The sequence below is a fragment of the Photorhabdus heterorhabditis genome, assembly GCF_018448905.1.
In the GTDB taxonomy this organism is placed as follows: Bacteria; Pseudomonadota; Gammaproteobacteria; order Enterobacterales; family Enterobacteriaceae; genus Photorhabdus; species Photorhabdus heterorhabditis.
Genome location: NZ_RCWA01000033.1, coordinates 43,542 through 53,301, shown reverse-complemented (window position 1 = coordinate 53,301; position 9,760 = coordinate 43,542). Strand labels below are relative to the sequence as shown.

General features: G+C 42.4%; 9 protein-coding genes. 2 read left to right on the top strand and 7 right to left on the bottom strand.

The window, feature by feature from the left end; all coding sequences use genetic code 11:
- Positions 1–222: 222 nt before the first annotated feature.
- The 4 genes from EAE89_RS17695 to yoaA form a co-directional block, all read right to left on the bottom strand.
- Positions 223–804, bottom strand: a complete 582-nt coding sequence (locus tag EAE89_RS17695) for a Slp family lipoprotein (RefSeq protein ID WP_054476576.1) — start codon at positions 802–804, stop codon at positions 223–225.
- 94 nt (positions 805–898) lie between these two features.
- Complete coding sequence (tsaB, locus tag EAE89_RS17690; RefSeq protein WP_054476578.1) at positions 899–1,594, bottom strand: tRNA (adenosine(37)-N6)-threonylcarbamoyltransferase complex dimerization subunit type 1 TsaB; 696 nt, start codon at positions 1,592–1,594, stop codon at positions 899–901.
- A gap of 160 nt (positions 1,595–1,754) precedes the next feature.
- Positions 1,755–2,042, bottom strand: a complete 288-nt coding sequence (locus tag EAE89_RS23760) for a helix-turn-helix domain-containing protein (RefSeq protein ID WP_262499966.1) — start codon at positions 2,040–2,042, stop codon at positions 1,755–1,757.
- A gap of 58 nt (positions 2,043–2,100) precedes the next feature.
- Positions 2,101–4,011, bottom strand: a complete 1,911-nt coding sequence (gene yoaA, locus EAE89_RS17680) for a DNA repair helicase YoaA (protein WP_149616891.1) — start codon at positions 4,009–4,011, stop codon at positions 2,101–2,103.
- 102 nt (positions 4,012–4,113) lie between these two features.
- Here yoaA and EAE89_RS17675 point away from each other — a divergent pair, with 102 nt between their 5' ends.
- A complete protein-coding gene (locus tag EAE89_RS17675) occupies positions 4,114–4,458 on the top strand; it encodes a RidA family protein (RefSeq protein WP_214086321.1) in 345 nt (114 codons plus the stop codon).
- 1,175 nt (positions 4,459–5,633) lie between these two features.
- Here the strand turns inward: EAE89_RS17675 and mdtI are convergent.
- From mdtI to zwf, 3 genes are all read right to left on the bottom strand, one after another.
- Complete coding sequence (gene mdtI, locus EAE89_RS17670) at positions 5,634–5,966, bottom strand: multidrug/spermidine efflux SMR transporter subunit MdtI (protein WP_280516028.1); 333 nt, start codon at positions 5,964–5,966, stop codon at positions 5,634–5,636.
- 1 nt (position 5,967) lies between these two features.
- Entirely contained in the window at positions 5,968–6,384 is a 417-nt protein-coding gene (mdtJ, locus tag EAE89_RS17665) for a multidrug/spermidine efflux SMR transporter subunit MdtJ (RefSeq protein WP_054476590.1), read from the bottom strand.
- 597 nt (positions 6,385–6,981) lie between these two features.
- Positions 6,982–8,457: a glucose-6-phosphate dehydrogenase gene (zwf, locus tag EAE89_RS17660; RefSeq protein ID WP_054476592.1), complete on the bottom strand. Its 1,476-nt coding sequence runs from the start codon at positions 8,455–8,457 to the stop codon at positions 6,982–6,984.
- Positions 8,458–8,799: 342 nt separating this feature from the next.
- On the opposite strand from zwf, the gene EAE89_RS17655 reads away from it, so the two are divergent.
- Positions 8,800–9,660 carry a MurR/RpiR family transcriptional regulator gene (locus tag EAE89_RS17655; RefSeq protein WP_054476594.1) on the top strand — a complete coding sequence of 287 codons (861 nt, stop codon included), beginning with the start codon at positions 8,800–8,802 and terminating at the stop codon, positions 9,658–9,660.
- The last annotated feature ends 100 nt before the right edge of the window (positions 9,661–9,760 follow it).

The following is a 9,760-nucleotide window of genomic DNA, read 5'->3' as shown; positions in this document are numbered from 1 at the left end:
CCTTGCCGTTCAGCTAACACTTCCCCTCACCGGGTGTGTGGAGGACTTTCACCTCTTAGTCGCTCTTTGGCCACCACAGCTAAAGAACAGCGCCTGTCACGGCGCTACGCGCCATGCCCGGCGCACACATAAATAACCGCCACATAAATGCGGCGGTTCCAACAAAATTAGATTACGGCACCCATAAACTGCTTATTAACAGTTCCCGGTATTGAAATTAGCTCACCGGGTCAAAATAGTCTCAACAGACGCTGGATCGGGATAATACCAATTCCATCCCCAACCTGAATAATATGGATAACCATAATAATTCCAGGCCCCAGAATTATAAGGCACCAATACCCGCTGAACAGTCTTCCAACGTTGATAGCCCGTTGCATTAATCACAACATAGGCGTGATCCGCATGACCAATTTTACCCTTCTCCAACCCCATTATCGGGCCAACAACAGTGACGTAATTTCCTTTAAAATCATCAGGCTCAAGAAAGTTATTAACATAAGCATAGACACGACCGAAAGAAGGCTCATGCAGTTCTGGACTGGCATCTGATGCTAATGGCAATGACGATATCTCCAGACGGGTACGATGATTTTCATTCACCACATCAAGTACCTTACCACCAAACCTCCCTTCCTGACCGATAAACAACTCAGGTGCATTCTTAACAGAAAGCAGATCTTGAACTGGTGATGGCGACGTTCCTTTTACTGAATCAGGAACAGAGATACAACCTGTGAGCATGACAACAGCTAATACGACTAGTGCTTGAATACTCATTCGGCAGTTTATTACTTTTAACATAACCACCTTCTCCTGAAAATTGATCCAATAATACGATCAAAATAACTCTATTTATTTGATGCTTTGTTTTACTACAAGTTTCATCAATCGATGCTTAACGGCCCGGTAATTTTTTCCAAGTAACTTCATTACGTAAGTATACCGGTTCAGCGTGTTCTACGGCCGTTATCTCACCGTTCCGCCACATCTGCACAGCCAGGGGTAACATATCTTCAGCATGAGGTAATGTGATATCACTATCAGTTAGCGTTAAATGACTTGTCACCAATTGAGGATAAGCCTGCCAGCCAGTACCAGCAATCACCCAATCTCCATTCAATGAAGCCATAATCTCCTGTACCCGCTCCGGTTTCAGCACGGCTTCTGTTTCATTACCCTGCCATTCACCTCTCTGATTACGAACATATTGCCCCCAGTAAATTTCCCCCATCCGGGCATCAATAGCCGTTAATACTTGGGTTGATCCTGTCAGACGAAAAACACCTTGTGCCATTGTATTGAGCGTTGAAACACCAATTACCGGCAATTCAGCTCCCAGAGCCAACCCCTGAGCAATACCAACACCAATACGCACACCAGTAAAACTACCCGGTCCACGACCAAAAGCTAGGGCATCAAGTTGCTGTAAACTGACACCCGCTTCTGCCAGAACAGATTGGACCATAGGTAAAATACGTTGTGTGTGTTCACGTGGAGAAATTTCAAACTGTGCCAAAACGGCACCATTATTCCAAAGAGCAACTGAACAGGCTTCCGTTGCAGTATCAATAGCCAGAATTCGTGTGGACATGCCTTAACCTCGGCAAGTAATATATAATTCGAAATAAGGCGCTATCTTATCATAACTTTGTCTATTTTACCCAGCAGACGGCCATAAGCCGGCTATTTACTACTTTCACAACATGGAACATTCTTAATTACGTTACGCAATGGCCTGAATACCATTCTTCTTAACTATCGTAAGCAACCAAGAGCCGGCCCTCTGTTTTTTTTGTCCCTCGCTCCCAATCCGATATAAGATTTTTACTCACATTTAAATACCGGGCAAAAACAGGTTGTGACAAATGTTCCCGCTCACGAAGAAAACGTATTTCCTCTGGAGATAATGATTCTATGGGGGTCAAACAGGCGGCATCAAACTCACGCATAATTTGCTTATTGACACCCCCTATTTCACTCAATGCTTCCATCGTTTCGTGAATTGCAGCAAATGCCTCACTACGATACTTTTTAACCACATTTAATCACCTCTGAAAAATGCCCCTTTTCAATTAACCTATCTTTTTCCTCTTTGATTCAAGAAGATTGCCGAGCCTCAAGGAAAGCAATGGCTTTTGTCAAATCACGAGTTCGTGGCGAAGGGGGTAAACTGTTAAGAAACACTTCGCCATAAGGACGCATCACCAGTCGGTTATCACAAATCACGACCACACCATAATCATCGACATCACGAATAAGCCGCCCGACACCTTGTTTCAGGCTGATAACCGCATCTGGCAGCTGAACTTCATTAAATGCATCACCACCTTTTAGCTGACAATCTTCAATACGCGCTTTTAATAATGGATCATCTGGCGCCGTAAATGGCAACTTATCGATAATGACACAAGAAAGCGCATCACCCCGCACATCTACACCTTCCCAAAAACTGCTGGTTGCCACTAATAACGCATTGCCGGCAGAAATAAACTGCGAAAGTAGCTGACTTTTACTCGTTTCGCCCTGAACTAAAATCGGCAATGTCATGCTGGCACGGAACTCTTCAGCCAAACTGCGCATCATCTGGTGTGAAGTGCATAAAAAGAAACAACGACCTTTATTAGTTTCAATCAGCGGCTTAAGCATCTTCGCCAACCATTTTGCACCACCCGCCTGATTAGGTGACGGCAAATGCCGAGGAACACAAAGTAGTGTCTGACTCTGATAATCAAATGGACTTGGCAACAATAAGGTCTTTGCTTGTTTTAGCCCAAGCCGTTCGGTGAAATGTGAAAGCTGTTCGTTAACAGATAATGTGGCTGACGTAAAAACCCAACAGCTGGATTGTTCATTAATAATTTCACTGAATTTGTCGGAAACTGACAAAGGTGTCAACGCTAGAAGAAAATGGCGACCATAACTTTCAAACCAATAACTGTAACCGGGGATGGTCACCTCTTTCAAACGCTTAAGGCGATTACGATAAACTGTCGCTCTTTCAAATGCAGCATCCAGCATAACTGAACGCCCTAAAGATAATTTCATCACGTCATAACAAAGCTCAAGTGCATCATCAAGCAATACGAGTGCCCGTTGCACATGCGTATTTTGCAATAACTCTCGCAAATTGCCACGATAACCATTCTCGCCCAACGCCAGCCGGAAATCCTGTGTACTCTGACTTAGGCGATCTGCGCTCTTTTGTAACTGAGCTTGATCCCGTACTTCCGTGCGGTACGCCATAATAATATCTCTGGATAGATCCATTAGCTGGCGACTGCTTAATTGCTGACCAAAATATTGACTAGCGATATCGGGAATTTGATGTGCCTCATCAAATATCTTGACTTCCGCTTGTGGGATCAACTCACCGAATCCAGTTTCTTTCACCACCATATCCGCCATAAACAGATGATGGTTGACAACGATCACATCCGCATCCATTGCCCGACGACGAGCTTTCAAAACAAAGCATTCCTGATAACTCGGACAATCACTGCCAAGGCAATTATCATTAGTACTGGTTACCAACGGCCAAACCTGGCTATCTTCCGCTATCTGATGGCAAGTGCTGATATCCCCCTCTTCCGTTTGCGAAGACCAGCTTTTCAGTCGAACCATATCTGACAGAACTTCCGCTTCCAGTTGCCCTCCGCTAAAAGAATTCTGTTCCAGTCGTTCCAGGCAAAGATAATTTGAACGGCCTTTTAACAGTGCCAGTTTACCAGAGAAATTAATTGCCTCAGCAACAGTCGGCAAGTCACGATTATAAAGCTGATCCTGTAATGCTTTGGAACCAGTAGAAATAATCACTTTTTGCCCAGAACGCAATGCAGGCACCAGATAAGCAAATGTCTTACCCGTTCCTGTGCCCGCCTCTACCACCAATTGTTGATGGTTTTTAATTGCACACTTAATAGCAACAGCCATTTCTCGTTGAGCATCACGGGGTTTAAAACCTTTTATTGCTTTAGCAAGCGTACCGTTTTTCGCAAAATCGTCTGACACAGACCGTCTCTTTTAATAGAATGGATGGAGATTATGCCAATACTATTCCCTGATCACCACCCAAAATCCGGCAGATATAGTCGTTAACTTAAAGAGGTATCCATGAAAATTGAACGTATTGATCCACAAGATCGCTGGTCCGAAGCAGTAATCCACAACAAAACCATTTATTACACCAGTGTCCCAGAAAAACTGGATGGTGATATTACGGAGCAGATGGCTGATACACTGGCCGCTATTGATATCATGTTACAGCGCCTTGGTTCTGATAAAAGTAAAATTATCGATGCCACTATTTTTCTGGCTAATACAGAAGACTTTGCCGGTATGAACACCGTCTGGGATGCATGGGTTGTCGCAGGAAGTGCGCCCGTGCGCTGCACAATTGAAGCCAAACTGATGAACCCCAAATATAAAGTCGAAATAAAAATTATCGCGGGAATTTAATATTAATCTCGGGATATTCTTTACTACCCGTAGTTATCCCGTTATCTTTCAAGTTGCCTTTTTGTTGGCTGCACTCACTCCCCCCGGTCACAGAGTTCTCTATGACATAGTTATCTATGGACATAGTTATCTATGCTCCCGGGGATTCGCTCCCTTGCCGTCGCGATGCATCTTGAAATCCATTGGGTATATATTTTACTGTTTCAGATATATTTCCAGCTTTGCAGACAATAGCTGACAAAAATTTGATACCAAAACTTACTATAAATCAATCTCTCAGACCAAAACATCGACTTTAACAATGGCCCTTTTTTAAAATAACTTTAAATTATGCCATGTTTAAGTAACTAATAAGATTTTGATAATAAATTTAAACAAAATAATCACAACTACTGTTTATAATAAAGAGAGTTTATTTCATCTGACAAAGTTAATACACCAAACGGATTTTCTATATTTACACTTCAAATATTGAATTATGCTTATGAGTCATCCATACTTTCTAATAAGCACATAAGTGCCTGGCCATTGTTTATACCCTATGGATTTCAAGATGCATCGCGACGGCAAGGGAGCGAATCCCCGGGAGCATAGATAACTATGTGACCGGGGTGAGTGAGTGCAGCCAACAAAGAAGCAACTTGAAAGATGACGGGTATAGTGAATATCAACGTGGCCTAAACCTTTAATAACTTTTATCACTTGGTATGGAGCATTCTATGGATGTTTGTTCAAGTTGTAATTGTTCCTTTCATGATTCAATTGTTGCAGAACTAGAAGGCAAGCTCTACAAAAGTTGCCCATCTTGTTCTGTCTCAATTGGTCAACACATTTTCTATCGCTATGAAGACTTTGGCATGAGGGATATGGGTGATGGTCGCCATATCGTTCAATCTTGGTGCCCTGGCTGTCGTTCGAAAGATGGTCATACACCAGATGTATGTTTTACTTGCTAAAAGTCATTTTATCTATATCTGCTGGCTATTATGCAAAATAGTTGTATACCAGCAGATATATATCTTTGCCCTGATTTTTAAAATTAAAAAGGGAGGCGACATACAGTATTTAATTAAAATATCTGAGCAGAGAAAAAATAATTATAAGCTGCATCAGAAGCTAAAAAATTAAAACAATCGCTGTAAATCACACTCCCCCAGATTGGGTTACACTATGGCTTAAGCCATCTTGATCATCACCATCCCCAACAGCAATAAAGCAATTCCCCCCCAACCTTTACCATTCAAACGTTGATTAAACATAATCCAACCAGCTGCAACTGTTGCGATAATACCGAAAGCCCCCCACAAAGCATAAGCAATAGAAAGCTCAATTCCCTTCACTGCCTGAGCAAGCGCACTGAAAGCCCCAAGGACAGCAACAAGTGAGAGAATGCCCATCCAAGGACGTCTGAAACCATCAGAAAATTTTAGTAAAATATTCGCTAAAATTTCTAACACTACAGCAAGAAACAGAAACGCAGCATGCCACCATTCAAATTGTTGCAACATGTTATGCCTCCTTTATTTTACTGTTTTTGGTGGTTGCGGCACTGACAGCCTTACTTGCCATCTGTTTCATTGCCTCAGCTGATTTTTTGACCGTGGCTTTTTTAGTGCCAGATTTAATCAGCATAATTCCTGTCACCAGCAGAGCCAAACCGCCCACTTTCATCAATGACAGTGATTCATCAAACCACATCACACTAAAAACAGTAATAAATAGAATGCCAACACCTTCCCACAAAGCATACGCAACGCCCAATGCAACTTTTTTCACTGCCATTGCCAGCAAGATATAGGATGTGGCGATCATGATGTACATAACTGCCATGCCAGCTACACCACCGGAAACACTGGCATGTTTCATCGATAAGGTACCGATAACTTCGGTAACAATTGCCATTGCAAGGAATAACCAATAAATCATTTTCTTTCTCCTGAACACGCAAATATGCACGTCAAGACACAAGTCACAAATAATCTAATCCCACCTACGCATGAGATGAAAAATAAATAACCTGATGTTTTGACGAAACAGAAACACCGGTTGAAAACCGGTTAACAGGAGTCAAACGCTACAATGCACCGCACCAGTAATGTTCACTGGATAAAATGGCAGAAAGGAAAAGTACGTGGGTGGAACTTTGAAACTTGACGCTTTTGGCGCTGTTCATGGTATTTTATTCTTTCATCGCACCGACAATCTGTGCGATATACTAAGAATCCTCATAGTTATAGTGTCGGTTAAGTTATAGGGTCGATTACTTTGATACTTCTACCATATGGAATAATAGAAAGCAATTATTCAATTTTATTCTTTTCTCGTCTAACATCACAAAATGAATAAAAAAACAGCGCAGATATCAGTATAAACCGATAAGACCAAGCCGCTTATAACGCGGCTTGAGCCTCAATGAAGGTATACCCTTCATCTTTCAAGTTGCTGCTTTGTTGGCTGCGCTCCCTTGCCGTCTCGATGCATCTTGAAATCTATTGGGGTTATGCGTTCCTCATTTATTGCCCGTTACTCAAACTCATTCCACGAACGGCCATCACGAGTGATCATAGCAACAGAAGCAACTGGCCCCCATGTTCCCGCCTGATAAGGCTTAGGAGCGTCATTATCTGCCACCCATGCCTCCATAATGGAATCAACCCACTTCCAGGCTTCCTCCACTTCATCACGACGAACGAATAACGCCTGAATACCACGCATAGCTTCCAGCAGCAGCCTTTCATAAGCATCTGCTAACGGAATATGATTGAAAGTTTCAGAAAAACTCAGATCCAGCTTGGTGGTTTGCAAACGGTGCTTATGTTCAAGCCCCGGTGCTTTATTCAGCACTTCAATATCAATACCTTCATCCGGTTGCAAACGAATAGTCAGCTTGTTTTGCGGTAATTGTTGATAAGATTCAGAAAACAGATTCAACGCTGGTTTCTTAAAATAAACTACCACTTCAGAACATTTAGTTGGCAATCGTTTACCGGTTCTCAGATAGAAAGGCACCCCGGCCCAACGCCAGTCATCAATATCGACACGGATAGAGACAAAAGTTTCTGTCCTGCTAGACTGATTCGCGCCCTCTTCTTCCAGATAACCCGGAACTTTACTCCCTTGTACAAAACCGGCGGTGTACTGACCGCGTACCGTTTTCTCCCGCACATTGGTGCGATCAATACGACGCAGGGAACGCAATACTTTCACTTTCTCATCACGGATATGGTCTGTTGTCAAATCTGCCGGTGGGGACATAGCAATCATAGTTAGAATTTGTAACAGATGATTTTGAATCATATCGCGCATCTGCCCGGCTTGATCAAAATAACCCCAACGACCTTCAATACCGACTTCTTCCGCTACTGTAATTTGTACATGATCAATTGTCCGGTGATCCCAGTTATTGACAAACAACGAATTGGCAAAACGCAGTGCTAACAGGTTTAATACCGTTTCCTTGCCCAGATAATGGTCAATGCGATAAACCTGACACTCATTGAAATATTTAGCAACCTCATCATTAATGGCTTTGGATGACTCAAGATCCGTCCCCAGAGGCTTTTCCATCACAACTCGGTTTGGCTCTTTATTCAACCCCGCAAGACCCAATCCGTGGCAAACAGCACCAAAAGTGCTTGGTGGCATCGCAAAATAGTGGATTGCAGGCCGGTTATCTTGCTTAAGAATTTTTTTCAGTCTGGTGAAATCTTCCTTTTCGTTCACATCCAGGTTACAAAACGCCAAACGTGCACTCAACGTCTGCCATAACTTTGGATCTAATTCTTCCGGCAAAAATGTATTTAAAGCTTCTTCAACAACTTTGGTATAAGCTTTTTTATCCCAATCAGCCCGACCCACACCAATAATCCGTGTTTCAGGATGGATATAACCCGCTTTCTCGAGCTGATAAAGGGAAGGTAATAATTTCCGGCGAGCCAAATCCCCTTTAGCCCCAAAAATTACTAAATCACAAGCCTGAGCTGTGGAAGTAACCGCCATATTGCATCTCCTCATTGCGGGATATTGTAATTTTGTTACAGCCTTAACCAATAATGTACCCTTTTGGTTATAGCGCGTAAACAGCTATAGTAAATAACTCTAATCTTCCATTAACAACGGGGGCTACCACCACTGAATAGTTATATTCATATGTAATTTTGCAACTTATATGAAAGATAATTACTAATATGAAAGTTAGACACTTGTCATACTTTTATGAAAAATATTAAATTATTGTGATTTCCTGCTGCCAGCTTCAATTTACTAGTAGTATATTTTCATAAAACTTACATAGATTTCTCCTTTGAATGAAATCGTTAAAACCATAGGTAACTACGTTTTATGAACACACTGGAACGGGTGCAAAACAGTATTGAATTTTTAAGTAAATCAGAAAAAAAAGTGGCGCAAATTATTCTGGCTTCACCGCAAACAGCAATTCATTCCAGTATTGCAACGCTGGCAAAAATGGCACAAGTCAGTGAACCAACCGTTAACCGTTTTTGCCGTCGTCTGGATACCAAAGGTTTCCCCGATTTCAAACTCCATCTGGCCCAAAGCCTTGCCAATGGCACGCCTTATGTAAACCGTAATGTTGAAGAAAGTGACACTGTTAGCGCCTACACCAATAAGATATTTGAATCAGTAATGGCGACGCTGGACACGGTAAAAAACAATTTGGATATCACTGCGGTTAATCGGGCTGTCGATTTACTGACTCAGGCCCGGAAAATCTCATTTTTTGGCTTAGGTGCTTCTGCCGCTGTTGCTCATGATGCAATGAATAAATTCTTCCGGTTCAATATTCCGGTTATTTATTTTGATGACGTTGTGATGCAACGGATGAGCTGTATTAACAGTGCCGAAGATGATGTAGTCGTGTTGATATCCCATACTGGCAGGACGAAAAGCCTGGTTGAAGCGGCACAACTTGCGCGTGAAAATAATGCAACGGTCATCGCGATTACCTCACAAAATTCCCCACTTGCTCGCGAAGCAACGCTCGCCATTCTTCTGGATGTACCGGAAGATACGGATATCTATATGCCAATGGTTTCAAGAATCGCCCAATTAACTGTTATCGATGTTCTAGCTACCGGATTTACCCTGCGTCGTGGCACAACATTCAGAGATAACTTAAAAAGAGTCAAAGAAGCACTACGAAATTCACGCTTTGATAAGATTGGCTTTCCCCCGGTCTGAAACCTTTACTGTCAGGCTGACTCGCAACGATTGCGCAGTCAGCGATCGCCTATTGCTCATTGAGTGTCTGTAAATAATCTGCACTGGTCAATTTACCAAT

Bases quoted from the DNA above. Each gene is read 5' to 3' on its own strand.
- zwf (WP_054476592.1), bottom strand. From the start codon at position 8,457: ATGGCGGTTACTTCCACAGCTCAGGCTTGTGATTTAGTAATTTTTGGG.
- EAE89_RS17695 (WP_054476576.1), bottom strand. From the start codon at position 804: ATGTTAAAAGTAATAAACTGCCGAATGAGTATTCAAGCACTAGTCGTA.
- mdtI (WP_280516028.1), bottom strand. From the start codon at position 5,966: ATGTTGCAACAATTTGAATGGTGGCATGCTGCGTTTCTGTTTCTTGCT.
- tsaB (WP_054476578.1), bottom strand. From the start codon at position 1,594: ATGTCCACACGAATTCTGGCTATTGATACTGCAACGGAAGCCTGTTCA.
- mdtJ (WP_054476590.1), bottom strand. From the start codon at position 6,384: ATGATTTATTGGTTATTCCTTGCAATGGCAATTGTTACCGAAGTTATC.
- EAE89_RS17655 (WP_054476594.1), top strand. From the start codon at position 8,800: ATGAACACACTGGAACGGGTGCAAAACAGTATTGAATTTTTAAGTAAA.
- EAE89_RS17675 (WP_214086321.1), top strand. From the start codon at position 4,114: ATGAAAATTGAACGTATTGATCCACAAGATCGCTGGTCCGAAGCAGTA.